The following is a 23,295-nucleotide window of genomic DNA, read 5'->3' as shown; positions in this document are numbered from 1 at the left end:
GCAACGAGGTCGTCCCATGAACAACATCACAGTAAGCGGAGCCCTGCGAATCTTGGGGTTCTGCATCACTACGCTCTTGGCCATGGGTGTTCTCGTGCTCGCTGGTTTGAATGAGCGCGACTCTGCGTCGGGCAGCCTGATCTCCGCTCCCTACACAACGAAAGACTCACGATGAACTCCAGCCGCACTTTCATGATCGCGCTTGCCGCGACGGGCGCTGCCGCCTCCGCCCCCAATTCTTTCGCGCAGACCCGGCTTGATGAAAAGGATCCGCAGGCCGTGGCCTTGGGCTATGTCGCTGATTCGTCGAAGGCCGACGCCAAGAAATTCCCCAAGCACGACAACGCCCAGTTGTGCAACGGCTGCGCACTCTGGCAGTCGAAGCCGGCAGATGTCACCGGCAATTGCGCTCTGTTTGCGGGGAAACCCGTAAATGCAAAGGGCTGGTGCAGCGCTTGGTCGAAGAAGGCCTAGCGCCGGTCAATGGCAAGACGGCATGACGTCGCAGTTCTTCACCGATGCGTTGGTGATGGCCGAGTAGCATTTCGGCAAGCTGGTCGCATTACCTCATCACTCGACCAAAGAGGTCAGTGCGGCAACGTGAACCTCCTGGGCCTGCCGAAGGAAGAAGATATCACCGGCAGCAAGAGTCATGCTAGCAAAGCCTGGTGCAACTCGGCCATGGCACAATTTTTCGCTTCACTGAAGACCGAGCGCATGGATCGCAAGGTCCATTGGACTAGGAACTAGGCATTGTGAACACCTCGGCTGGTTCTCTTCGGACAGAGTACCGATTTCCGCCTTCAATCGACCCACAGGGGATGCGGACAAAAAATCGGACTGTCAGGAGGTAGTTTATGTATTCGCACGAAGACGGAATTCGAGCGGTCGAGCTATACACCGAGCTCGGCAAACGCGTCAGGGCGACCATTCCTCGGCTGAGTTATGGCGCTTGGTGAGCTAGGCGGAAGCAGTGCTGGTTGTCTCCGCTTCCGCGTTGCACCAAGCCACGTGCTTGAAGCGTCAAGCTGGCCGACAAAACTGCCCACGGCACAGCAGACAAATGCTCGGCCACTGTCGCGTAGGGTAGCCAGCTCGCGGTGAGCGTTTCCAAGACGCGCTGCTCGAAGTCTTCGCCTGTCCGAACGAAAGAGTCATCCCAATCGCACCAGTAGATCCGCGATCGCCAGATGATGAAATGACTCTTGCAACCCGTGTGGCGCCACACAGATGGGTAGAGGCTGACCGTTTGACCCTCCATGTATACACGCCACGCTGGCCCGGTTCGACGGTCCAGGTTGATCGTCAGCGTTTCGCCGCAGCCGTCTGGGCATCGCAGAGCCAGTGAACGGTCCACGCCGCGGCGAACCAGAACGGCGTGCCCAGGCGCGGCCAGTTGCTCGTCGGCATCGTGCCGGTGTTCTACGAGCCCGCGGAAATTCAATAATTTGGCGCGTTGTTTCATGCGGCCTCACGATATTCAAGACACTGGGCTCGGACTCCCTCGAGCAACTGGCATCCGAGAATCCAAGCCCAGGTGCGGCGTGCCGAGTCGGCTTGCGGTGCGTCTGCGTCCGGCTCGAACATTGCGCGACGCAGCAGATACAGTGCGAGCGTGATGGCGTAGTCAACGCCCGGGCTGCTGGCCAGTGCCACGTGCCTGGTTTGCAGCACCGCGTCGCGCAACCACGGCAGCGAACCGTCCGGCTGAGCGGCTGGCGGTGTAAGCACGTGGCGCACGGCGAAGAGGTCCTTGACCGTTGCTAGCCATTGGCCTTCGTCAACGCCGTACTGGGAAGGCGGCATCTGGAAGGCAATCCATACCTCCATACACGCCGGGTCCGCGCTGGGCGGCCCCAGGACCACTCTTGCCAGATCGATAATGATCGTGTCTTCTCCACGCACCCGTGCGTTGTCTGCGTGCATGTCGCCATGCACAGGAGCCTTCGGCCAGATCCGCGTCGGCAGGTTCAGGAAGGACTCCCAGACAGCTTGCGGCTCTCGCACGAATCCAAGACCGGCAGCAGCCTGCAAGTAGCGCTTGCGCACATTCTGATAGACGAACACCTTGCACAGCGCTGGCGCGATCGAGCCAACTTCACTCTGTAGCGCTGCCTCGGGGGCCCGCCAACCCGAAAGGGTTTCCTCGAACAAGTTGGTAATGGCACGCCCGGCCCGGCCCTCCAGGATCAGCGCCCAAAACGATTCGGATCGGGTGACGAAGCTACCGACGAGGATGCCAAGATCGGTGCCCACGATGCAGCGTCTCGGCTGCAGATTGGGCCGCAAATGCCAGGCGATATGACTGTCTGCGTAGCGCTCGTAGCACTCGCGTTCAGTGACGATGTACGCAGCACGATCGAGCTTGGCAAAGAACGGAAGAGGGTGCGGGCCTGCCATCGAGTTCGACAGCGTTGCCTGCACCAGCACTGTCATTGCGGAACGGCCGCCTGTCAGCGGGCTCAAGGCCACCGAATCGCAGTCGGCGAACGCGCGCTGCAGCAGAAACGTCTGCGCCTCTGTCAGCAAGAGACCATCCGGCCTGTGGATATGAAGTCCCCGGTTGACTGCTGGCCCGGGATCGTGGCGTGCAAAAATCTCTGCTATCTCTGGAGGCGTCGCGCCAATGCGGTATTGCACTCGGTCGAGAGCAGGCCCCTTGGGCAGGAGTTTTTCGAGCTTTTCCTGTACGAAGCCGTGGGCTAGGCTGTCGGCCAGCATGACGACCACATACAGGCCATGGTTGAGGGCGTGGGCCACGCAGTCGAGCACAGCCGTCACGGCCGACACCTTGGGCGGCATGGCGCACAGCACGAGCCCACGAGAATGCGCCAGATCAAGAGCCCCGTGCTGGAAGTCTTCAAGTTCCACTTCGCACAACGCCAGCCCCCGATGGGCGTGCTCGGTGCGGTGGGTCGGTTGCGGCGCCGCTCCCAGCCACAGAACTTTGGCACGCTCAGGTCGGTGAAGCATCATGTGCGTACCGACAGTGTCCAACTGTCGCCTCGTGCAAGAGCGCCTTCCGCCGAACACACGATACAGTGCGGCCGCGGTGATAGAAGCTGTGGCCGTGTCGAACCGCGCATGCCGTCGTAGTGCAATAGTCGCGCCTCGCCGGGATAGGAGGTCACCGCGGACAGGAACATGGCGACCGCCGCCGACGTGATCATGCCGTTCAGTGGCATCACGGCAGGTTGCGGAACGGATGCGTTCTCGAAATAGGGATCGGCCCTGCGCTGTGCAGGAGTCATCATCTCCCAGCGCACCTGCTGGCCGTCGATGCCGTCGGCGCAGACCAGGCAGCCCAAGCCTGGCGCCAGCATTTGTGCACGTCCAGTGACGGATGCCAGTCGATCGGCCTCGACCCGGATGGCCACACCCATATCGATCACGGGGATCAGGTATTGGTAGGCGAGCTGGTTGAGGACCGCTCGGCTGGCCATCGAATCGGTGCAGCCGAAGATGAAGTCGACCTCGAGTAGTTGCGCCGCCAGCGCGCTGCACGTGATGTCGCCGACGCGGGTCTCACATACAGCGGAAGGATTGATCGTCGTGATCGCGCGCTCGGCGACTTGCACCTTGGGCAGGCCGACATCCTTCGGCGTGACTCCGAGCAAGCGATTCAGGTTCGTGGCGTCAACCACGTCATGGTCCATCAACACGAAGCGCCCCACTCCGAGATGGGCCAACTGCTGCGCGACGATTGAGCCCGTACCGCCGAGGCCGATCACCGCGACGGTCAGTTGGCTCAGCGCGGCCTGTCCTTCGACGCCGAAGGCACGGATCTGCCGGTCATAACGATCGTCCGCCTCGAAGCCCTCAGCGCCCGAATAGACGCGCACGGTGGGGCCAACGGCCAGGGCGGAAGCCGCGATGCCGCCGCCCAATTCGCGCAGATGCACTCGCGTACCCGTGACGACGGCCGCGAAGTGCTCGCGGTCCGGAATTCGGGCCTTGAAATAGCTGACCAGTGCAGCTTCGCCGGCGTCATCCGCCTGCGAAAACCCCTCCAGTGGCCGCTCGCCGGGATGCGTGTGCAGCAAGATGACGCCCGCCCCCATGGTTCGCGCGCGATTCGCGGTTTCGAGCATGAACTCCGGCGTCAGCGACGCACGTACGGCACTGCGCTCCTGGTAGGCGTTCTCAGGCGCCAGCAGCAGGTCCTGCACCGTGTAGCGTGGCCGGTCAGCTGGCCCACCGGCGGCGTGCACAAAACCGACAGCACAGGTCTCGACCACCTGCGTCTGAGCGGCAGCATGCAACTGGGCGAGTGCCCCCCAAGGGAATGCGACCCGCTTCATACGGGCTGCGCCAAGCGTTGGCGGATCACCGACAGCCAGGTCATCAGGTCGTCGCGTGCCGCGTTCCATACCTGCAGGTGCCAGGAGAACCAGAGGGCCGGCTCGCCGGGTAGATGGGGGATCGGCGTGCCCAAGCCCGAGTTCTGTGGCACGTTGCCCGAGCTGAGGCGCAGGTCTCCGTCGGCCCAAAAGCAATCTGGCTGGGCAAAGGGGTAGCCTTGCGGCGCCAACAGGTGCACGGTCGTGTGGGGCTTGTTCCAGCCCGCAGGTAGCGAGACTTGCGGAATCGAGACCAACTGGCTGCCGTCCGGCAACTGGCGCACCAGCATCTGCGGCTCGCGCTGACGCAACCGGTCCAGGTGCATGTCGATCGGTCCCATCTGCATCAACCGAAGTTGGCCGGCGGCACCAGGGTGAAGCGGCGCGGACCACCATGCTGCTCGTCCAGCGAAACCAGCTGGTCGTCGGCGATGATCTGGTCGGGATCGTTGCCATGACCTTCCAGTGACAGTTTGGTGCCGGGGGGCACGTTGGCCACATAAGCCTTGATTTGTGCGCCCGTCAAGGCGGGCTGGTCGGTTTCGAACTTTTCGTTGCCCACGAAGAACTTGTAGGTCTTGGGCTTGGGGTCGTGCTTCTCGTGCATGGGTAAACCCTTTCTCAATGGTGGGTGCGGTCGGCAACAGGAAGTCCGCGCCGCATACCTTCAAGTGCTCCAGCTCGAACCTTTTCGCGACATTGGCCAAGAAATTCGATTCCTGCCTGGTTGAGCAACCTTCCTAGGAAATGCTCCAAGGCCGCTGTTTTGCAACAGCCTGATGCCATCCCTCGAATGGGGGACGCGCTCGCGATCCGCGTGCCCTATGCTGTTGTCGTGGTCGACGGATGGCGACGTCCGAGATCAGCACCGAAAGGAGCAATTGGTGTGACTGGGAACAACAACGATGTGATGGACGCGCAAGGCGAATGGACAGCCGCAGAATTCCAAGAGTGGATAGACGGCAACATGGCCAGCAACGCCGATCGAAAACGGTGGCTGCTGTGGGCAGCGCGTCTGCTCAAGGGCCTGCCTGTAGATCCGGAGGAATTGCTGCGCGAGACGGTCCTGCGAGTCCTCGCAGGGCGGCGCACATTGAGCCGCAAGGTACCTATCGACGTGAACGTGTTCGGCATCATGCGCAGCATCGCCTCGAGCTGGCACAAGCGGCGTGCGCGAAGGCCTGAGATCAGTGTCGAGGATTTGGTTGGAGCGGATGACGAAGGGAAAACGCAGGATCCGTTCGAGGTCATTGCCATCCCCGAAAATGCACAGGCAGCCAGTCCCGAGCAGGAGCTGGCCTTCAAGCAGGAAATGGATGCAATATTGAGCTTGTTCGCCGACCGGGAAGACGCCCAATTGGTCATTATTGGCCGGTCCGAAGGTTTCAAAGGTGCCGCATTGGCTGAGGCAGCCGGTCTGGACCAAGCCCAGCTTGCCTCCGTGCAGCGCTTGATCGCTCGTCGGTTGGCCAGCTATAGGAGAGATGAATGACAAAGCCTGACGCACGGAAGCAGCTTTCCAACGTCTGGCAAGCTGCGTTTGAAGATCTGATGGCGATGAGCGAGAGCGAAATCGACGCGGAGCTCAAGGAACTGGGTCTCGACCCAGCCACGGCAGCGCAGAAGGGCAAGAAGGCCATAGAGGACGGCATTGCCCAAGCGCGGGCTTTGCATCGTGCGCAGCTGCGCGAAAAGATGGCATCGGCGCGCGACCATGCGATGGCCCCGCGCGATCAAGCTGTGTCGGCGGAGCTTGCGCGACAACGGATTGCACAGATGCAGGCGGCCAACGATGGGCGCCTGACGCTGGCCGCACGTAACCGTGATCCTAAGAATATGAGCGAAGAGGAGGTCTTGGACTTGTATTGGCAGATCGAGGAATTGAATCGGTAACGACCATGCGGCGATCTGAAGACCTCCTGGCGCGTTGCTATGTCGACAGCCCTGACGACATCGATCTTGAGGTGATCGCCTTCGAAGCGGGCTTGCAGGTGCGTGATCGAGCGATGACTGGCTGCGAAGCCAGCTTGGTAGGCGTTGGAAATCGAGGGATCGTTACCGTGACGACCGGTATATCCCCGGAGCGCCGACGCTTTTCGATCGCGCACGAGATCGGGCACTGGGAGCAGCACCACGGCCAGAGCTTCTCGTGCCGAGTCGAAGAAAGGGCTCTAGATAAGGCCGAGAAAAGTAAGGAGCGTGAAGCCGACGACTACGCTTCGTCACTCATGATGCCCCCCAACATGTTCAAGGAAGCCATCAAGGCTCGCAAGAGTGGGGTGTCGCTGGCGCTCATAAGCGACCTGGGGGCAGCGTTCAAGGTCAGCTTTCCGGCAGCTGCCATCCGCTTCGCGGAGTTGTCCGGAGAACCAGTCGTCCTGATTTTCAACGGCGCTGGCGATGGCAGATGGTGGTCTGCACGCTCTCGCCGTGTCCCCGAGCATTTATGGCTCAAGCGGCAGGTTGAAAGCGACAGCTACGCGAGCGATTTGCTACAGGCGGGAGCAGCGAGTACGAAGAAGCAGGGCAAGATGCCCGCGGAACTGTGGTTCGAATCGGTTCCCGAGGATCGATTTGACGTCCAAGAGCATTCGATCAGATTTTCCGAAGGTGTTTATACCTTGCTCCACCTGACGGACGAGGAACTACTCGAAGAGCGCATGTCCGCCAAACGGGCCTGGCGTCATCGCGAATAGACCTCCAGGAGACCGAGCGGCGCAGTGCTTTGGGGAGAAGCTTCGGCGAGGCTCCGATCAAGAAGTTTTCTTGTTCGTACTGGACGTGATGGCGTGCTCCTCCCGGGCATGGGCAAGAAGAAACAGGCTGCGCGAGTGATCTGTGTATGGCCGAGCTCAGTCAGCGTTATCGTCGAAAAGCCGGGCAATGCTGCTCGCGAGACTGGCTTCGGAGCGAAAGTAGCCCACGACACTGGCCACGCTCTGGTGGCCGGTCATGGCCATGGTCTCCGCCAACGGCATGTTCTGCCGACCGGCCTCCGTCACAAAGCCCGAGCGCAGGGAGTGCGCGGAAAACTCCCCCTCGATGCCCGCCAGCAGGCAACGCTCCTTGACGATGTCGCGCACGGCCGCAGCACTGAGCGCCTCGCCGACATGTCCACCCTTGCGCACGCGGCGGAAGAGGGCGCCGGCCGTCACCCCACTGGCCGCGAGCCAGGCATCCATCGCCGCCGCGGCAGCGCCCACGAGAGGCTTGGTGTCCTGTGGGCGCTGCGCGCCGCTCTGATTCGTCTTCGAATGGGTCAGCGTGTAGAGGTAAGCGCCCGGTGCGATGCGACGCAAGCTGGACATGGTGGCCGCCGCGACCTCGGAGCGACGCCGCCCTCCCGTGGCCCAGGCGAACAGGAGCAGCGCGCGGTCTCGCACACCGCGCAAGGATTCATCGCAGGTCGCGAGGAGGGCGTCCAGCGGTTCCTTGGTCAATGCCTGCTGCTTGTGCGGCGTGACGCCGCGTCGGGCATACGCGCGGCGCGTCTTGGCCAGGAGTTCGCGCACGGCTTCGTCGGCACATGGATTGACCTCGCCGGCGAGTTGGTGTGCCTTGGACAGGACCGAGATGCGATGCACCACGGTACTCAGTGCCGGCGTACCGAGGGCGGCCTTGTGCCCGGCGTCGACCAGCGCACGGTCCACTGAGGCGGGCATGGCCGCGCTCAGCCCCTCGGAAGTCGTGCGATCGGCGTGGTCCACGATGAACCGGATCACCGCTGCGACGGGCACCGGCAGGCACAGCGGTTTCTCGTAGGTGGCGGCAAACCAGGCCGCCCAGTAGCGCATGGCGCTGCGGTAGGAAGCGCGGGTGTTGGGCGACTCGCCTTCGCGCAGGAGTTCGCGTGCGGCCTGCTCGGCCACGGCCCCCAGCAGTGCGGGATCGCGGCTTGCGTCGCCCAGCGAATCGAGGGGGGAGGGGGTCTCGAGCGGCAGGGTCACCGCGTGGGAGGCAGGGCCATTTTTCATATCAAATTATATATACATATATGATGTCTAACACAAAATCTCAATAAGTCCCGATAACATTCAATTATCGTGGGTAAATTCTAAGATCGGAGCCTGGGCATGGAAAGCAAAAGTTTGGGACGTGGAATTCAGCAAAGCGACGTCTGGACGGCCGCCGATGCCCTGATCGCCGAAGGCCAGCGACCCACGATCGAGCGGGTGCGGCAAAAAATTGGCCGAGGCTCGCCTAACACGGTCAGCCCAATGTTGGACGCCTGGTTCGCCACGCTGGGCCAGCGGTTGGGCCAAGGGGCGGGCAGCCCCGCGTCCGACCAGGCGGGCAACCTGGCGAGCGGCCTGCCGCCGGCGCTGCTGCAGGCTGTCCAGACACTCTGGGAGGCGACACGCCAGGAGGCCGCCCGGGCGCAAACGCAGCAGGCCGAGGCCCTGCGCCGCGACATCGAACTCAAGACCGCTGCACTGCAGGATCAGCAGGCGCAGCTCCAGCAGCGCGAACTGGCGTTCGAAGCCGCCCGAGCGAGCCTGGACGGCGCGCTCGACGCATCGCGCCAGGCGCTTGAATCCGCCCACGCGCAGCTGTTGGAGGCCAACCGTCTGCAGGACAGTACTCAGGGCGAGATCCGGCGCCTGCGCGAGTCACAGGCCCAGACCCAGACACAGGCTCAAGCGCAGTTGGAGGCCCTGCGGCGCGAGCACCGGGCGGCCGGCGCCGCACGGGACGAGGCGCTTAAGGAGGCCGAAACGCGCCATACGGCGCGCGAACACCGGCTCCTAGGCGACATCGACCGAGAGCGCCTGGCGGCCCGCCAGATCGCCGCAGAACTCATCAAAGAGCAGAAGCTGCGCAGCCGCGGCGAGGAAGAAAATGCTGGGAAGCTACAGGCGCAGCTGGCTGCCACGCGCGCCGCGGAAGCGCTCGCGCACGAGCTGCGCGCTGCACTGGCCGCCAAATCGGCCGAGGCGGTGCAATCGCACGCCGAATTGCGCGCGAGTCGACAAGCACACGACGAATCCCGCACCCGCTTGGCAGGAGAGGAGCGCGCACACGAAGCAACGCGCGGCTTGCTGGCCAGCGCGCTCTCGGAGAAAACAAGACCATACAGGGGCGGCAAACAGCGCTTCGCGCCCGCCAAAAAATAGTGAACAGATGTGCCGCACCTAGCTCTTGAGGTGATGAGGCGTCAGGCAAGTTCTTCAGTCCAGAACGGTGGAAATACGAGGGCCTTCTGGGTGCATGTACCTGTAGTCGGCCAAGCGCTGTCTCAGGCGACGGCCCGAAGAGGCTGCAGCACTAAACATTGTAAGTTCCGAAACATGCACATCAATCGCGAACTCGGTGGCACACAGGCCGGCGGCGTCAGCGGTCAGGATTTCGTCAAAATACCTGTCGCACCGGTGTAGTCGCCAGTGAGCCTGATCCATCGGGGTGAAATAGAGGCAGCGGTTCTGCGTCTGCCAAGCACGCCAAACTATTGGAAGTGGCTCGGCTTCCGACGTCAGCCACATGAACGCGCTGAGCAAGAGATCAGAAAGCTCGATGAGCGTCATGCCCAATTGCGCAGCTGCCCAGTCAGCGGCTTCCGCTTCGCTCACCTCGACACGTCCAATCAGCTTTCGACGCTTCAGGAGGGGATGAAGAAGCTTCCGGTCGTAGTACAGCCAACTTACCGAGTCGACATTCGAAGGTTGAAGTGTTGCCATCGTGCGTCTCCACAGAACTAGCGCCCGCTCGCATCATCAGGCGCATTCTGTGAAACAGTGGGCGACAAGACCAGTAGTTAACGTCTGTTTTTCAATTTCGTCGTCGAACTATCCATGCAACGGCGGCCTGCGAGCAAAGCTGCAACATTTCAGGCGCGGTGAGCAAAGTTGCAACTTTTCCTGCGACCCACGCCAAAAGGGCGTTTGTTGGAACTTTGCTCAAAAAATGTTGCAACTTTGCACTCGCGTGTTCTGACAGAGTCTTCGTCCAGCTCTCGACGTGAGGGAATTTTTTTGCGCATATGATTTTACATAATGCACATTGTGTAGATATTCGAGATCACCCCAAAGGACTGACCGAGGCCAACGAAGGATCGAAATCGGCCTCGACCCGACCAACGTCCGGAACCCTCGGATACCGCAGCACCCGGTACCCGGCCTCGATCAGCAACGCATCGCGCTCGGCGTCGCGTTGTGACTTGCCCGTGCGGTTCTTGCTCTTGTCACCAAGCTCGATCACAGCCACGACCTTGAATGCCCGGTCGCACACGACGAAGTCGGCGATCTTGCGGCTGAACGTGCTTCGTGCGGCACGCGTGCGCGCCGTGAGCAACGCGCCGAAGCTGACCTGCGGGAGCACCACCAGATCAGGCAGGGTCTGCACCAGGCGGTTGTACATCGCCTGTTCGCGTGCTGTGAGTGGTGCTCGCGCCTTGGGCTTGTCAACGAAGCCGCTGCTGCTGTTTCGAGCCGATCTATTCCTGGTGATCAGTGCGAACGCAAGCACGCCGACAACCAGCAAAAAGACCATGAATAGGAACGTATTCATCTCTGCTTCTCCTTCTTTGCAGAGTCTCGCACGAGTGCGAAGACGCCCTTTTTTCGTGTCTCGCCGAACACGTTGAGGCGATGAATTCAGCGCTCAATGCGCTGGCAAATCTCCAGTGATCGAGTCCGCGCGACTCACCACTTTCCGTCTTTGGGCACGGCCTTCGGCGCGTTGGCTCTTGCTGCCGCCGCGGCCGTGATCATCGCGGCTGCATCCGAGCGATTCGCCTTGTTCGCGAAATCGACGGCGGTCATGCCGAGTTGATTCTTCATCGTCGTGTCCGCGCCTTCGTCGAGGAGCAGCTTCACGGCATCGCTCGATCCGTACATCGCGGCCATCATCAGCGGCGTGGTGCCGTTGGGCGATTGCGCATCGATGAAGGCGTAGTTCTCAAGCAGCACCTTCATGATCGCCAACTGGCCGCTGGTGGCGGCGTAATGCAGCGGCGTCCATCCGGTCTTGTTGACGGCCGCATCCCGCTTCAGCAATTGGGCGACCAGGTCTTGCTGGCCCTTGATGGCGGCCAGCATCAGCGGGGTTTCGTCCTTGGGACTGGCCAAGTCGACATCGGTCTGCGGAGATTCGAGCAGCGCCTGGATGACCTTGGGCGACGGCTCGCGCATGGCAATCAGCAAGCCGGTCTGGCCGTGTTCGTCACGCGTATTCGGATCGAACCCGCGCTTCAGCAGGCTGCGGACACCACTGCCGTTGTCGCCGCGCACGGCCCGGAAGAAGTCTTCGAACGAGCCTGCATGCGCTGCAAAAGATGCAGCAATGACAATAAGATAAATTGATTTCTTAAAGTAGTTCTTCATGATTTGACGTCCCTGAACAAAGTTTCGAAGCTGTCGCTCGTCGCCCTGGCGATGTCCTCTACGGGCACTTTTCGCAGCTCGGCGATCTGTCGCGCCACGAAGGGCACGTACGACGGGTTGTTGGTCTTGCCACGGTACGGCACAGGCGCCAGGTAGGGGCTGTCCGTCTCGATCAGCATGCGGTCGAGCGGCACGAAGGCTGCCACGTCGCGCAGGTCCTGGGCCTTCTTGAAAGTCAGGATGCCCGAGAACGAAATGTAGAAACCCAAATCGAGCGCCGCGCGCGCGACCTCGGCGGTTTCGGTGAAGCAATGGAACACGCCGCCTGCCGCGTTGCCGGCACCGTCTTCGCCCTCCTCCTTGAGGATCGCCAACGTGTCGGCCGATGCCTCGCGGGTGTGAATGACGAGCGGCTTGCGCGTTTGCTGCGCGGCGCGGATGTGGACGCGGAAGCGGTCGCGCTGCCACTCCATGTCGGCGATGCTGCGGCCGCCCTTGCGCTCTTCCATCTGGTAGTAGTCGAGGCCGGTTTCGCCGATGGCGACCACGCGGGGCCGGGCCGACAGCCGCACCAGGTCTTCGACGCTGGGCTCGGCGATGTCTTCGTTGTCGGGGTGTACGCCCACGCTGGCCCAGAAGTTGTCGTAGCTGGCGGCCAGGGCCTGCACGTCATCGAATTCTTCGAGCTTGGTGCAGATGCAAAGGGCCCGATCGACCTGCGCGGCGGCCATGGCGGCGCGGATCTGCGGCATCTGGTCCGCGAACTCGGGAAAGGTCAGGTGGCAGTGGGAGTCGGTGAACATCGGAAATGGTGTGGTGCGCGGCGCGCACGCCTATGGGAGGCCGCGCCGTGTACGGAGTTCCGCGTCACGAAGACGGCAGAGAACTCAAATGGTCTGGGTCGGGCGATCGGAGGCCATCGAGCCGCCGAGCGCAGTCTCGATGCGCGCCTTGAGCTGGCGCGATTTCTCGTCGGACGGAAAACGGATGCCCACGCCGGGCGCCCGGTTGCCTGCGGCGCGTGCCGGCGTGATCCAGGCGACCTTGCCGGCGACCGGATAGCGCTGCGGGTCTTCCGGCAGCGTCAGCAGCACATAGACGTCGTCGCCCAGGCGGTATTCGCGCGAGGTCGGAATGAAGATGCCGCCCTCGGCAAACAGCGGGATGTAAGCCGCGTACAGCGCGCCCTTCTCCTTGATGGCGAGCTGAATGACGCTCGGCCGGGCGGGCGTGGGGGCGGATGCAGCGGGGGCGACAGGTTGATTCATGTGCGACGAGCGGCTGAGTTTAGGGTGCTTCGCGCCTCGCTCACAAGCGCTTCGAGCATGAGGCCCGCATTGAACGGGTGTTCCGCGGTTCTGGCGGCGTTTGCCAGCGACTTGGACCACCGCGCCAGCGCAAGGCGCGGCGGAGCGGCCGGCAGGTCGGCGGCATCGAAGAACCGGGGTTCGGCGCCGTTGCCGACAGCCATCAGGTCATGGCAGAGCTTTTGCAGCGCACCGACGGCCTGGGCCGGCGCATGGTCGGCCAGCGCGCCGACGTCGCCGCGAGTCATGGCTTTGGGCAGCAAGGACCAGGCCTTGGGCGATTGGCCCGAGCGGGCCAGCCGCAAGGCATCGCTGGGGCGGCCACCAGCGGCGCGCAGCAGCGCGGTCGCATCGGCAGCGGGCACGTCTTGCGCCACCAGCCAGGCTTCGGCTTCGGCGGTTTCGGGCCAGGGCAGCGTAAAGCCCAGGCAGCGGCTGCGAATGGTGGGCAGCAATTGCCATGCGGCTTCGCTGGCGAGCACGAAGCGAACGTCGCCGACCGGCTCCTCCAGCGTCTTGAGCAGCGCATTGGCGGTGATGGTGTTCATGCGCTCGGCCGGATACACCAGCACCACCTTGCCACGGCCGCGCGCGCTGGTGCGCTGGGCAAAGCCGACGGCATCGCGCATCGCCTCGACGCGGATTTCGCGGCTGGGCTTGCGCTTCTTGTCGTCGATGTCAGCTTGTGCCTTTTCATCGAGCGGCCAGCCCAGCTCGCCCATCGCGACTTCGGGCATCAGCACGCAAAGGTCGGCATGGGTGCGAACCTCGATGGCGTGGCAGCTCGGGCAGTGGCCGCAGGCGGTACCGCCCTCTTCCGTTGGTTGCTCGCACAGCCAGGCGGCGGCCAGCGCCAGCGCGAGTTCGTACTGGCCGATGCCCGAGGGCCCCTGCAGCAGCCAGGCATGGCCGCGCTGACGCAGAAGCTCCGCGAGCGGCTGGTGGAGCCAAGGCGAAAGTGCCGGAATGCTCATCGGACAACTCCACCCGCCGGCGACAGCACGCCGCGCGCCACCAGCGCGGTTTCGACCTGCTGCCAGACCTGGTCGCGCGACTGGCTGGCGTCGATGCGCACGAAGCGCCTTGCGTCGGCGGCCGCACGGGCCGCATAGCCCTGCGCCACGCGGCGGAAAAACTCGACCGGCTGTGCCTCGAACTTGTCGGGCACGCGCGCACCGGCCAGCCGTTGCGCCGCGATCTCGGGGGCCAGATCGAACCACAGCGTGACTTGCGGCTGCAGCAGTTGCGACGCGGGCAGCGACGCCCTGCCCGCCTGCGCCCATTGCTCCAGCGTCGCCAGCACGGCCTCGTCGAAGCCGCGCCCCGCGCCCTGGTAGGCAAAGGTGGCGTCGGTAAAGCGATCGCACAGCACCACGTCGCCACGCGCAAGCGCCGGCTCGATGACCTGGGCGATGTGGTCGCGCCGCGCCGCGAACACCAGCAGCGACTCGGTGAGCGGGTCCATCGGCTGTTCGAGGATCAGCCCGCGCAGCGTTTCGGCCAGCGGCGTGCCGCCCGGCTCGCGCGTGCGCACGACATTGCGGCCCTGCGCCCTGAACAGGGCTTCGAGCGCGTCGAGGTGGCTCGACTTGCCCGCGCCGTCGATGCCTTCCAGCGTCAGAAACAGGCCGTTATCACTCATGGGTTTGCCTTGGGTTTGGAGTCGCCGCCACCGCGCTGGTAGCGATTGACCGCGCGATTGTGGTCGTCGAGCGAGCTGCTGAACTGACTGGTGCCGTCGCCGCGCGACACGAAGTACAGCGACTTGCTCTGCGCCGGCTGCACCGCCGCCAGCAGCGCGGCCTTGCCGGGCATGGAGATCGGCGTGGGCGGCAGCCCGCCGCGCGTGTAGGTGTTCCAGGGGGTGTCGGTCTGCAGGTCTTTCTTGCGCAGGTTGCCGTCGAAGGCCGTGCCCATGCCGTAGATGACGGTCGGATCGGTCTGCAGCGGCATGCCGATGCGCAGGCGGTTGGCGAACACGGCGGCGATTTCGGCGCGGTCGTTGGCCTTGCCTGTCTCCTTTTCGACAATGCTGGCCAAAATCAGCGCCTCATCGGCCGATTTGAGCGGCAAGTCGGCCGCCCGTGCGGCCCAGGCGGCTTCGAGTTTCTTGTCCATGGCCCGCATCGCGCGCTGCAGCAAGGCGATGTCGGTCGAGCCCTTCGAGTAGGTGTAGGTGTCCGGGAAGAAGCGGCCCTCGGGGTGCAGACCCGGCTTGCCGAGCTTGGCCATCAGGGCTTCGTCGGTCATGCCCACGCTCTCGGGCTTGAGCTGGTCGGCCTTGGCCAGCGCTGCGCGCACCTGGCGGATGTTCCAGCCTTCCACCAGCACCACACTGCGCGTGGCTTCTTCGCCGCGCACCAGGATGTTGAGCAGCAGCTTGGGCGTGACGCCGCGCTCCAGCTCGTAGCTGCCCGCGCGCATCTGGCGGTCTTGCCCCGACACGCGGAACCACAGGTAGAGCAGTTGCGGCTGCACGTCGACACCGGCATCCGCCACGGCCTGCGCAATGCCGCGCGGCGTGGTGCCGGGCTCGACCGACAGATCGACGCTGGGCGCCGACAGCTTGAGAGGCTGGTGCACCCACCAGAGGCCACCACCGCCAAGCGCGAGCGCGACAAGGGCGGCGAGCAGGAAAAGCGTGAGGAAAAAGCTGCGCACGGATCCGATGGGAAGGTGGGAAAACGGGAGAAAAGAAAGAGCGCCCGGGAACTGAAAAAACGGTGGCCCTGCGTGCAGCAAGGCGGGAGCCCCTGCCGCCCCGAAGGAACAGGCCCGGCCATGATAATTCAGCGATGACCACAGTCGTTCTCAATGGGGTGACCACCCTCTCCCACCTCGGCGTGATCCGCGCCGAAGGCCCCGATGCCGCCAGCTTCCTGCACGGCCAGCTCACACAGGACTTCTCCCTGCTCGGTGCCACCGAGGCGCGCCTGGCCGCGCTGTGCACCGCCAAGGGCCGCGTCATCGCGAGCTTCATCGGCATCCGGCCGCAACCCGAATTGATCCTGCTGGTGTGCAGCCGCGACATCCTGGCCGCCACGCTCAAGCGCCTGTCAATGTATGTGCTGCGGGCCAAGGTCAAGCTCACCGACGCCACCGAGCAGTTCGCGCTGCATGGCCTGGCAGGCACTGCATTGACCGCCAATGGCCTCGATGCCGAGACGCCGCCCGGCAAGCGCACGGCCATCGGCGACGACATCAGCGCGGTGTCTCTGTACCCGGCCGACGGCGTGCCGCGCGCGCTCTGGATCGCGCCTGCCGACCATGCCGCGCCGGTCGGTGCGGCCATCGACCTGGCCCTGTGGCAATGGAGCGAGGTGCGCAGCGGCATCGTCACGCTGACCACCCCGGTCATCGAGGCCTTCGTGCCGCAGATGATCAACTACGAGTCGGTGGGTGGCGTCAACTTCAAGAAGGGCTGCTACCCCGGCCAGGAGATCGTGGCGCGCAGCCAGTTCCGCGGCACGCTGAAGCGCCGGACCTATCTCGTGCAGGCCGATGCGCCCCTTTCAGCCGGCCAGGAAGTCTTTGCCGGCAACGACATCGAGCAGCCCGTGGGCACCGTGGCGCAGGCCGCATTGGCGCCCGATGGTGGCTGGGCCGCGCTGGTCTCGATCCAGATCGCGGCACTCGAAGCCGGCGCCCTGCGCGCCGGAGCGCCGGCCGATGGCGCATCGCTCACGGTCGAGCCGCTGCCCTACGCATTGCTCGAAGACATCTGAAGCAGTAATTCCCCCAACGTCCCTGCAAATGGGCGTTTGGCGCTATCGAACAGATAGCGCCATTTTTTTGCGCCTCGTTTAACCCCGCCTGCGTTGCTGCACCGTAGAAGTCTGCATCGATCCACTCCTGGCAAGGAAGAACACCATGAAGCGCAGACTCTTCTCAACCGTCCTGGCACTCACCGCACTGGCGGCCTGCGCGGACAGCCCGGCCCGGCCCTACATTCCGCCGACGCCCACCAACGCCATCGGCACGCTGATGCAGATCAGCGTGGTCGACCGCAACAACGGGATCGAGCTGCCGATCTACTTCTATCGCGGCGAATACTGGGTGGCCGGCCGCCCCGGCGCGCGCTATGCGATCCGGGCGCGCAATGTGATGAACGAACGCATCATGGCCGTGATGTCGGTGGACGGCGTGAACGTCGTCACCGGCGAAACCGCGAGCACCGGGCAGAACGGCTATGTCTTCAGCAGCCGCGAGCGCGGCGACATCACCGGCTGGCGCAAGAGCGATTCGCAAGTGGCCGCCTTTCAGTTCGCATCGGCCGGCAACTCCTACGCGAGCCGCACGGGCCGCCCGGACGACGTGGGCGTGATCGGTGTCGCCATGTTCCGCGAGCGCATGCCCGAGCCACCACCGCCGCCGGTCGTGCCCTACTCGCGCCGCGGCGAATATGGCGCGGACCGGGAGCAGCGCGAGCCGTCGTCGTCGTCGATGGGCGATGCACGCGCCAAGTCCAGCGCCGACAGCGCTGTCGCCGCCGAAGCGCCCGCTGGCAACCTCGCGCGCCCGCAGGCTGCGCCGAGCCCAAGCCTGGGCACCGCCCATGGCCGCCGCGAGAACTCGTATGTCGGCAAGACCACCTTCGAGCGCGCGCGGTCGTCGCCCGACGACGTGGTCCGCATCCGGTACGACAGCCGCGAGAACCTCATCGCCGCCGGCGTGATTCCACCCGAGCCTCCGCCGCGCTGGACGCGCCCGAATGGCCCATCGCCCTTCCCCGGCTCGGACTCCGGCTACGTGCCAGACCCGCCGCGCCGCTACTGAACGAAGAAAGAAGAAAGAAACAAGCGGCCGCTTCAGCGCAGCGTGCGGCGCATCTCGATGTGCGGAATGCCGGCTTCGTCGAAGCCGTCGCCGTGCGGCAGGTAGCCCAGCCGAGCGTAGAAGCGCTCGGCGCTGCGCTGTGCATTCAGCGCCACTTCGCGGTCGCCGCGGGCCCGGGCCGCGTCTTCGAGCACCTTCATCACGGCCGCGCCGTGCCCGCCACTGCGCAGGTTGCGGTGCACCGCCATGCGGCCGATGTGCGAGACACCGTCTTCAGCGGGCAGCAGGCGGCCGGTGGCAATGACCTGGCCAAGCCGGTTGCGCGCCACCGCGTGCAGCACGACCGCATCGTGTTCGTCCCACTCCAGTTCCTTGGGAATGTTCTGCTCTTCGATGAACACCGCGCGACGCAGGGCGCTCGCGCCTTCGCCCAGCGCGTCCCAGCCGCCCGTCTCGACGGTGCGCATCGGCTCGCCGGCCTCGAAGCCCGTGAGTGCGTCGCGCAAGGCGGCCGGCACCGGCTTGGAGGTCTGCGTGGCCGGGTCGGCAAACACATAGACCAGCTCGCAACCGACCAGAAACCGGTCTTGCCGGAACAGCCCGCCCTCGAAGGTCATCGACGAATTGCCGATGCGCGCGCAGCGCATGCCCACGTCGATCACGTCGTCCATGCGCGCCGACCCACGGAAATCGATGGTCGCCTTGCGCACGTACAGGTCGCCGTCCAGCGACTGCATTGCCTCTTCGTAGGGCAGCGCCATCGCGCGCCAGTAGTCCGAGATGGCCGTGTCGAAGTACATCAGGTAGTGGGCGTTGAAGACGATCTTCTGCATGTCGACTTCAGCCCAGCGCACGCGCAGGCGATGAAAGAAACGGAAATCCTTGCGTTGGGGTGTGGTGTCGGTCATGGGTTCAGTGCTTCCTTGAGTGCCTGGGCCGCGTCGTTCTGCGCCTGCAGCGCTTCGGGGATCGCGCGGCCCATCTTGATGAATTCGTGGATCACGCCACGGTAGATTTCGAGGTCGACCTGCACGCCCGCGGCGCGCAGCTTGTCAGCGTAAGCAATGCCTTCGTCCACCACCGGATCGCATTCGGCCAGGCCGATCCAGGCCGGTGCCACGCCGTCGACGTCGTCGGCCAGCAGCGGCGCAAAACGCCAGTCGTCTCGGTCGGCCGGCGTGCGCACGTACTGGGCGAAGAAGAAATCGATCATGGCCTTCGTCAGTAACGGACCGTTGGCGTGGCGCAGGTGCGAGGCCGTGTCCTGGTGCGCGGTGGTGCCGGGGTAGATCAACATCTGCAGCGCCAGCGGCAGGCCTGCATCGCGCGCAAGGATGGCGCACACGGCGGCCAGGGTGCCGCCGGCGCTGTCGCCGCCCACCGCCAGCCGGCGCGGATCGAGCCCGAGGCTTGCGCCCTCCTTCGCGATGAACTGGAAGGCGTCCCACGCATCGTTCGATGCGGTCGGAAACTTGAACGCGGGCGCGAGCCGGTAGTCGACCGACACCACCGCGCAGCCGCTCTTCTGGCTCAGCACGCGGCACAGCGTGTCGTGCGTGCGGATGTTGCCGACCGTGAAGCCGCCACCATGAAAGTAGATCAGCACCGGCAGCACGGCGGACGACGGCGCATAGAGCCGCGCAGGCATCGCGAAGCCGTCGCGCGCGGCGATGCTGAAGTCTTCGACGCGCGCCAGCGCGGGCTTGGGCACTTCGAGCACGCCCGCGCCCTTTTCATAAGAGGCCTTGGCCTCGTCGGGCGTGAGCTGCTCGAGCGTGGGATGGCCGGCGCGCGCCATGCGCTCGACCACGCTCGCCATCTTCGCGGTGAGCGGCGGTTGCGCCGGTGTCGTAGGAGGGTTCATCGTCATGGAAACTGAAAAGGCATCTGCACCGCCGCAGCGGCCCGCCGTGTGCCGGGCGCGACAGCGGCAAGGGTTTTGTTCATGTGCAGGACGGCCCCTGCTTGTTAGATTTGGGTGGTCGGCAATCGTACTGCCCCACACACTCCACCCTCATGGCCCTCATCCAATACCTCACCCAGATCCAGTTCGAATTCGGCGCCATCAAGCTCCTGTCGAGCGAATGCGCCCGCATCGGCATCAATCGCCCGCTGATCGTGACCGACGCGGGTGTGCGTGCGGCCGGCGTGCTGCAAAAGGCGCTCGATGCCATCGCCGACCTCGAGGTCTCGGTGTTCGACCAGACCCCCTCCAACCCGACCGAGGCGGCCGTGCGCGCCGCCGTCGAGCTGTACCGCAGCGGCCGCTGCGACGGGCTCATCGCCGTGGGCGGCGGCTCCGCCATCGACTGCGCCAAGGGCGTGGCCATCGCGGCCACGCACGAAGGGCCGCTCAAGACCTACGCCACCATCGAAGGCGGCTCGCCACGGATCACCGAGCGCGCGGTGCCGCTGATCGCCGTGCCCACCACCAGCGGCACCGGCAGCGAAGTGGCGCGGGGTGCCATCGTCATCGTCGACGACCACCGCAAGCTGGGCTTCCACAGCTGGTTCCTGATGCCCAAGGCCGCCATCTGCGACCCCGAGCTCACGCTCGGCCTGCCGCCCCGGCTCACGGCTGCCACCGGCATGGACGCCATCGCGCACTGCATGGAAACCTTCATGTCGGCCGCCTTCAATCCGCCCGCCGACGGCATCGGCCTCGATGGCCTGGAGCGCGCCTGGGGCCACATCGAACGCGCCACGAAGGACGGCAGCGACCGCGAGGCGCGCCTGAACCTCATGAGCGCTTCGATGCAAGGCGCCATGGCCTTCCAGAAGGGCCTGGGCTGCGTGCATTCGCTGAGCCACAGCCTGGGCGGCGTCGATCCGCGCCTGCACCACGGCACGCTCAACGCCCTCTTCCTGCCCGCCGTGATCCACTTCAACGCGGGCGCGGAATCGGTGCAGAAAGAACAGCGCCTGCAGCGCATGGCACAGGCCATGCACCTCGATTCGGCGGGCGACCTCGGCGATGCCATCCGCGACATGAATGCGCGCCTGGGCCTGCCCAAGGGCCTGGCCGAAGTGGGCGTGACGCCCGCGCTGTTCGAGCAGATCATCGACGGCGCCATGGCCGACCACTGCCACAAGACCAATCCGCGGCTGGCCTCGCGCGACGACTACAGGGCGATGCTCGAAGCGTCGATGTAGGCACTGAACAAAGCCAGGCGGGCGCTGCAACGGCGTCCGCAGACCGACCTCCCGGTCTCAATCGGGCCCCGCAACGCGGATCGCCCGACACAAATCCCAACGCTTTTCCTTTCCCCTCTCGGTCGAGGCTGCAGAGTCACGCGCAGCATTTGCATTTCTTTTGAATCAATTCAAGTCAGCTGACAGTCAGGTGGCGAAAAATAAATTCGCCTGCCAAATAATTAATTCATCGATTAAAGGTCTGAAATAAAAAGAATGCATTTCTCCATGGTGTAAGAGATATTAATTAAACGTCATCCCGGGAGAAATTAAAAACAACGTTCCATTTTTTGGAATTCTCCTTTAATGCTTGCATAGTATTTTTCGAGAAGCTGATTCAAAAACATTCATTTTCTGATTTTTGAAAACCAACGGCTCTGCCGTTCAATTCAGATTCGGCGAGCGTTTTTTGAATTCTCAGCACAGAGGGAAGACTGAAAGATCATCGAATTTCGGTGCTTGCACAACGAGCGCCGAAACGAGCCGGGGTGCGCGTCCATTCGCAGTCGGATGGCATCGCGACCTGGCTCGAAGGCGAACGGCGCCCACCAGCTTGCCGTTCTTTTTTTGACCTCTCGGAGATCGCATCCATGCATCGCAGAACTTTGAGTCGAGCCGTCTTCACGGCTTTTGCAGCGGCCGCCCTGGCGGCGTGCGGCGGCGGGGGCGACAGCGCCTCGTCATTCGCGCCGGTTTCAAGTGCACCCGCGTCCAAGGAAGCCGCAGACGCACCCGCGCCGAACGTCAGCAATCCGCCGGCCAATGTGGCCGTGGTGGACAAGGTTCTGGACGATCCCAACACCTACAACACGACGCGGACCGGCTCGATCGCGCTGTCGTCGATCAACGAGGACACCTCCCTCAAGCAGCACACGATCACCATCGACGGCCAGGCCCTGAACTACGTGGCGCGCGCAGGGCATCTGGTGGCCTACAAAGGTGTCGGCGCCACAAAGAAGGCCGAGGCGGCCATCTTCTACACCTCGTACACCCGGGACGACCTGCCCAAGCAAGACCGCCCCGTGACCTTCCTGTGGAACGGCGGCCCCGGCTCCGCCTCGATCTGGCTGCACATGGGCTCATGGGGCCCGAAGCGGCTGAAGTCCGACGCGCCCAACATGCCCGACCCCACGAAGCAACCCGCGAGCTTTCCGTTCGAGGACAACGCGATCTCGCTGCTCGACAAGTCGGACATCGTCTTCGTCGATCCGCCCGGCACCGGGCTTTCGACCGCCATCTCGCCCTTGAAGAACGCGGACCTCTGGGGCACCGACATCGATGCCCAGGTGGTCGCCGATTTCATCGTCGCCTACACCAACAAGTTCAACCGGCAGAGCTCGCCCAAGTACCTGTATGGCGAGTCGTACGGCGGCATCCGCACCCCCATCGTCGCCAACCTGCTGGAGCAGGCCGGCACCAGCGGCTATGTACCCGACCCATCGGGCAAGCCGGCGAAGGTACTGGCCGGGTTCATCCTCAATTCGCCGCTGGTCAACTACAACTCCAACTGCGACATGATGGACGAGCAGTCTTCCTGCGAAGGCTACATCCCCTCGTACGCAATGACGGCGGACTATTTCGGGAAATCCACCAAGCGCGGAACAAAAACCCAGGATCAATACCTTGCCGAATTGCGCACGCTCGCGAAAACGACGTACGGAAATACGCTGACCACGTATTTCGGCCCGAGCGACTACAGCGTCCCCAAGAGTCAGAGCCAATGGAACACCTTCGCCGCCAGCACGGCCGGCCAGACGGTGCTCAATCAGATGGCGGCCTACACCGGAATTTCCGCGGCGACCTGGAAGGGCAGCTTCAACTACGGCCCTGGCAGCTTCCGGACGGCACTGGTTGCGGGCAATACGCTCGGCCGCTACGACGCGCGGATGAAAGTTCCCAATGGCAACAGCTTTGCGGCCGACGATTACATCAACGTCGCATTCCTGAACCAGCTCAAGACCTATTTCCCCGATTTCGTGAATTACAAGAACAAGACGGCCTATCAGCCGCTGAACAACCAGACGATCCAGTACTGGAAATGGCAGCGCGCCGGCAGCAACGACTTCTACCCGCAGAGCATCACCGACATCCAGGCGGTGTTGACCGCCAATCCGGACAGCAAGATGCTGATCCTGCACGGCTATGAAGACGTGGCGACGCCGGGCTTCCAGACCGAACTCGACCTGGAAAGCGTGAACCTGGGCAGCCGTATCCCGGTCAAATGGTTCGAAGGCGGCCACATGATCTACAACACCGAGGCATCGCGGGCGCCGCTCAAGCAGACGCTCAACGACTACTACGCCCTGCCGGCCCAGGACGCACTGGACAACGCCAGTGCTTCGGCCGCTCAACTCCAGTAAA

At 63.9% G+C, this 23,295-nt stretch carries 26 protein-coding genes; 10 read left to right on the top strand and 16 right to left on the bottom strand.

Going from position 1 to position 23,295, the window contains the following annotated elements; genetic code table 11:
- Positions 1 to 16: 16 nt before the first annotated feature.
- Together ACGLHS_RS16510 and ACGLHS_RS16505 are read left to right on the top strand one after the other, a co-directional pair.
- Positions 17 to 175, top strand: a complete 159-nt coding sequence (locus ACGLHS_RS16510) for a hypothetical protein (protein WP_394481278.1) — start codon at positions 17 to 19, stop codon at positions 173 to 175.
- On the top strand, positions 172 to 474 hold the full coding sequence (locus ACGLHS_RS16505) for a high-potential iron-sulfur protein (protein WP_394481276.1): 303 nt from the start codon (positions 172 to 174) through the stop codon (positions 472 to 474). Before ACGLHS_RS16510 ends, ACGLHS_RS16505 begins: the two co-directional genes overlap by 4 nt.
- 469 nt (positions 475 to 943) lie before the next feature.
- Here ACGLHS_RS16505 and ACGLHS_RS16500 read toward each other — a convergent pair whose 3' ends face one another.
- From ACGLHS_RS16500 to ACGLHS_RS16480, 5 genes are read right to left on the bottom strand one after another with little or no spacing between them, the layout of a single operon-like run.
- Positions 944 to 1,465, bottom strand: coding sequence for a DUF6527 family protein (locus tag ACGLHS_RS16500; RefSeq protein WP_394481274.1), 522 nt, complete (start codon positions 1,463 to 1,465; stop codon positions 944 to 946).
- Complete coding sequence (locus ACGLHS_RS16495) at positions 1,462 to 2,973, bottom strand: phosphotransferase (RefSeq protein ID WP_394481272.1); 1,512 nt, start codon at positions 2,971 to 2,973, stop codon at positions 1,462 to 1,464. Before ACGLHS_RS16495 ends, ACGLHS_RS16500 begins: the two co-directional genes overlap by 4 nt.
- A complete protein-coding gene (locus tag ACGLHS_RS16490) occupies positions 2,973 to 4,301 on the bottom strand; it encodes a HesA/MoeB/ThiF family protein (RefSeq protein ID WP_394481269.1) in 1,329 nt (442 codons plus the stop codon). The genes ACGLHS_RS16495 and ACGLHS_RS16490 overlap by 1 nt, the downstream gene beginning before the upstream one ends.
- Complete coding sequence (locus tag ACGLHS_RS16485) at positions 4,298 to 4,681, bottom strand: E2/UBC family protein (RefSeq protein ID WP_394481267.1); 384 nt, start codon at positions 4,679 to 4,681, stop codon at positions 4,298 to 4,300. Before ACGLHS_RS16485 ends, ACGLHS_RS16490 begins: the two co-directional genes overlap by 4 nt.
- A 5-nt stretch (positions 4,682 to 4,686) precedes the next feature.
- Positions 4,687 to 4,947 carry a hypothetical protein gene (locus ACGLHS_RS16480; RefSeq protein ID WP_394481265.1) on the bottom strand — a complete coding sequence of 87 codons (261 nt, stop codon included), beginning with the start codon at positions 4,945 to 4,947 and terminating at the stop codon, positions 4,687 to 4,689.
- A gap of 279 nt (positions 4,948 to 5,226) precedes the next feature.
- Here ACGLHS_RS16480 and ACGLHS_RS16475 point away from each other — a divergent pair, with 279 nt between their 5' ends.
- The 3 genes from ACGLHS_RS16475 to ACGLHS_RS16465 are packed head-to-tail and all read left to right on the top strand — an operon-like array spanning position 5,227 to position 7,036.
- Positions 5,227 to 5,832 (top strand): hypothetical protein, encoded by a 606-nt coding sequence (locus tag ACGLHS_RS16475; RefSeq protein ID WP_394481263.1) that lies wholly within the window; start codon positions 5,227 to 5,229, stop codon positions 5,830 to 5,832.
- The gene (locus ACGLHS_RS16470; protein WP_394481261.1) at positions 5,829 to 6,233 is read left to right on the top strand and encodes a hypothetical protein; all 405 of its coding nucleotides are present in this window, start codon (positions 5,829 to 5,831) and stop codon (positions 6,231 to 6,233) included. The genes ACGLHS_RS16475 and ACGLHS_RS16470 overlap by 4 nt, the downstream gene beginning before the upstream one ends.
- A 5-nt stretch (positions 6,234 to 6,238) precedes the next feature.
- Complete coding sequence (locus ACGLHS_RS16465) at positions 6,239 to 7,036, top strand: ImmA/IrrE family metallo-endopeptidase (protein ID WP_394481259.1); 798 nt, start codon at positions 6,239 to 6,241, stop codon at positions 7,034 to 7,036.
- A 156-nt stretch (positions 7,037 to 7,192) separates the two neighbouring features.
- Here the strand turns inward: ACGLHS_RS16465 and ACGLHS_RS16460 are convergent, their stop codons facing one another.
- Complete coding sequence (locus tag ACGLHS_RS16460) at positions 7,193 to 8,314, bottom strand: site-specific integrase (RefSeq protein ID WP_394481257.1); 1,122 nt, start codon at positions 8,312 to 8,314, stop codon at positions 7,193 to 7,195.
- A gap of 99 nt (positions 8,315 to 8,413) precedes the next feature.
- Here ACGLHS_RS16460 and ACGLHS_RS16455 point away from each other — a divergent pair, with 99 nt between their 5' ends.
- The gene (locus tag ACGLHS_RS16455; RefSeq protein WP_394481255.1) at positions 8,414 to 9,454 is read left to right on the top strand and encodes a DNA-binding protein; all 1,041 of its coding nucleotides are present in this window, start codon (positions 8,414 to 8,416) and stop codon (positions 9,452 to 9,454) included.
- A 54-nt stretch (positions 9,455 to 9,508) separates the two neighbouring features.
- Here the strand turns inward: ACGLHS_RS16455 and ACGLHS_RS16450 are convergent, their stop codons facing one another.
- The 8 genes from ACGLHS_RS16450 to mltG form a co-directional block, all read right to left on the bottom strand.
- Positions 9,509 to 10,015 (bottom strand): antirestriction protein, encoded by a 507-nt coding sequence (locus ACGLHS_RS16450; RefSeq protein WP_394481253.1) that lies wholly within the window; start codon positions 10,013 to 10,015, stop codon positions 9,509 to 9,511.
- Between the two features lie 340 nt (positions 10,016 to 10,355).
- Complete coding sequence (locus ACGLHS_RS16445) at positions 10,356 to 10,844, bottom strand: DUF2726 domain-containing protein (protein ID WP_394481251.1); 489 nt, start codon at positions 10,842 to 10,844, stop codon at positions 10,356 to 10,358.
- A 134-nt stretch (positions 10,845 to 10,978) separates the two neighbouring features.
- Entirely contained in the window at positions 10,979 to 11,659 is a 681-nt protein-coding gene (locus tag ACGLHS_RS16440) for an ankyrin repeat domain-containing protein (RefSeq protein WP_394481249.1), read from the bottom strand.
- A complete protein-coding gene (locus tag ACGLHS_RS16435) occupies positions 11,656 to 12,462 on the bottom strand; it encodes a TatD family hydrolase (protein WP_394481247.1) in 807 nt (268 codons plus the stop codon). Before ACGLHS_RS16435 ends, ACGLHS_RS16440 begins: the two co-directional genes overlap by 4 nt.
- Before the next feature lie 84 nt (positions 12,463 to 12,546).
- The gene (locus ACGLHS_RS16430) at positions 12,547 to 12,927 is read right to left on the bottom strand and encodes a PilZ domain-containing protein (RefSeq protein WP_093240048.1); all 381 of its coding nucleotides are present in this window, start codon (positions 12,925 to 12,927) and stop codon (positions 12,547 to 12,549) included.
- Positions 12,924 to 13,940 carry a DNA polymerase III subunit delta' gene (locus ACGLHS_RS16425; RefSeq protein ID WP_394481244.1) on the bottom strand — a complete coding sequence of 339 codons (1,017 nt, stop codon included), beginning with the start codon at positions 13,938 to 13,940 and terminating at the stop codon, positions 12,924 to 12,926. The genes ACGLHS_RS16430 and ACGLHS_RS16425 overlap by 4 nt, the downstream gene beginning before the upstream one ends.
- Positions 13,937 to 14,608, bottom strand: coding sequence for a dTMP kinase (gene tmk, locus ACGLHS_RS16420; RefSeq protein ID WP_394481242.1), 672 nt, complete (start codon positions 14,606 to 14,608; stop codon positions 13,937 to 13,939). The genes ACGLHS_RS16425 and tmk overlap by 4 nt, the downstream gene beginning before the upstream one ends.
- Positions 14,605 to 15,627 (bottom strand): endolytic transglycosylase MltG, encoded by a 1,023-nt coding sequence (gene mltG, locus ACGLHS_RS16415; protein WP_093240054.1) that lies wholly within the window; start codon positions 15,625 to 15,627, stop codon positions 14,605 to 14,607. Before mltG ends, tmk begins: the two co-directional genes overlap by 4 nt.
- Positions 15,628 to 15,761: 134 nt before the next feature.
- Here mltG and ACGLHS_RS16410 point away from each other — a divergent pair, with 134 nt between their 5' ends.
- Together ACGLHS_RS16410 and ACGLHS_RS16405 are read left to right on the top strand one after the other, a co-directional pair.
- Positions 15,762 to 16,691 carry a YgfZ/GcvT domain-containing protein gene (locus tag ACGLHS_RS16410; protein WP_394481240.1) on the top strand — a complete coding sequence of 310 codons (930 nt, stop codon included), beginning with the start codon at positions 15,762 to 15,764 and terminating at the stop codon, positions 16,689 to 16,691.
- A gap of 145 nt (positions 16,692 to 16,836) precedes the next feature.
- The gene (locus tag ACGLHS_RS16405) at positions 16,837 to 17,742 is read left to right on the top strand and encodes a hypothetical protein (protein WP_394481238.1); all 906 of its coding nucleotides are present in this window, start codon (positions 16,837 to 16,839) and stop codon (positions 17,740 to 17,742) included.
- A 32-nt stretch (positions 17,743 to 17,774) separates the two neighbouring features.
- On the opposite strand, the gene ACGLHS_RS16400 is transcribed toward ACGLHS_RS16405, so the two are convergent.
- Together ACGLHS_RS16400 and ACGLHS_RS16395 are read right to left on the bottom strand one after the other, a co-directional pair.
- A complete protein-coding gene (locus ACGLHS_RS16400) occupies positions 17,775 to 18,650 on the bottom strand; it encodes a YbgC/FadM family acyl-CoA thioesterase (protein ID WP_394481236.1) in 876 nt (291 codons plus the stop codon).
- Positions 18,647 to 19,612 (bottom strand): alpha/beta hydrolase, encoded by a 966-nt coding sequence (locus tag ACGLHS_RS16395; RefSeq protein WP_394481234.1) that lies wholly within the window; start codon positions 19,610 to 19,612, stop codon positions 18,647 to 18,649. The genes ACGLHS_RS16400 and ACGLHS_RS16395 overlap by 4 nt, the downstream gene beginning before the upstream one ends.
- Before the next feature lie 146 nt (positions 19,613 to 19,758).
- Here ACGLHS_RS16395 and ACGLHS_RS16390 point away from each other — a divergent pair, with 146 nt between their 5' ends.
- Positions 19,759 to 20,895 (top strand): iron-containing alcohol dehydrogenase, encoded by a 1,137-nt coding sequence (locus tag ACGLHS_RS16390; protein ID WP_093240065.1) that lies wholly within the window; start codon positions 19,759 to 19,761, stop codon positions 20,893 to 20,895.
- Positions 20,896 to 21,524: 629 nt separating this feature from the next.
- The gene (locus ACGLHS_RS16385; protein ID WP_394481231.1) at positions 21,525 to 23,294 is read left to right on the top strand and encodes a peptidase; all 1,770 of its coding nucleotides are present in this window, start codon (positions 21,525 to 21,527) and stop codon (positions 23,292 to 23,294) included.
- Position 23,295: the final 1 nt, after the last annotated feature.

It is taken from the genome of Variovorax sp. VaC1 (genome assembly GCF_043658315.1).
Classification (GTDB): domain Bacteria; phylum Pseudomonadota; class Gammaproteobacteria; order Burkholderiales; family Burkholderiaceae_C; genus Variovorax.
The sequence above is the reverse complement of the archived record's forward strand: the minus strand, read 5'-3'. Positions and strand labels throughout refer to the sequence as shown.